The 1040-nt window shown below is 55.2% G+C and carries 1 protein-coding gene; it reads right to left on the minus strand.

The genetic code is table 11. The annotated features are described in order from the left end of the window. Positions 1–1040: elongation factor Tu (tuf, locus tag U862_RS0128980; protein ID WP_025113571.1), on the minus strand; the 1040-nt coding region annotated here is incomplete at both ends.

Here is a 1040-nt window from a genome sequence, read left to right on the forward strand (position 1 = left end):
GCTACGACGCCAGCGCCAACGGTACGACCGCCTTCACGGATAGCGAAACGCAGACCGTCTTCCATCGCGATGGTTTTGATCAGGGTAACAGTCATCTGAATGTTGTCACCTGGCATTACCATTTCAACGCCTTCTGGCAGCTCGCAGTTACCAGTCACGTCAGTAGTACGGAAGTAGAACTGTGGACGGTAGCCTTTGAAGAACGGAGTGTGACGGCCGCCTTCTTCCTTGCTCAGAACGTAAACTTCTGCGGTGAACTTGGTGTGCGGCTTAACCGAACCCGGCTTGACCAGAACCTGACCACGCTCAACGTCGTCACGCTTGGTACCACGCAGCAGAACGCCGCAGTTCTCGCCAGCACGACCTTCGTCGAGCAGCTTGCGGAACATTTCAACACCAGTGCAGGTGGAAACGGTAGTGTCACGCAGACCAACGATTTCCAGCGGATCCTGAACGCGAACGATACCGCGCTCGATACGACCAGTCACAACAGTACCGCGACCCGAGATCGAGAATACGTCTTCGATTGGCATCAGGAACGGCTTGTCGATCATACGAACTGGTTCTGGGATGTAGCTGTCCAGAGTTTCAACCAGCTTCTTGACGGCAGTGGTGCCCATCTCGTTGTCGTCTTTGCCTTCCAGCGCCATACGAGCCGAACCGATGATGATTGGAGTGTCATCGCCCGGGAAGTCGTAGGTGGACAGCAGGTCGCGAACTTCCATCTCAACCAGTTCCAGCAGCTCAGCGTCGTCTACCAGGTCAGCCTTGTTCAGGAAAACCACGATGTACGGAACGCCTACCTGACGGGACAGCAGGATGTGCTCACGGGTTTGTGGCATCGGACCATCAGCGGCCGAACAAACCAGAATAGCGCCGTCCATTTGAGCAGCACCGGTGATCATGTTCTTCACATAGTCAGCGTGACCTGGGCAGTCAACGTGAGCGTAGTGACGGATCAGCGAGTTGTACTCAACGTGTGCGGTGTTGATGGTGATACCGCGAGCTTTTTCTTCTGGAGCGCTGTCGATCTTGTCGAA

It is taken from the genome of Pseudomonas sp. H1h, assembly GCF_000633255.1.
Taxonomy (GTDB): domain Bacteria; phylum Pseudomonadota; class Gammaproteobacteria; order Pseudomonadales; family Pseudomonadaceae; genus Aquipseudomonas.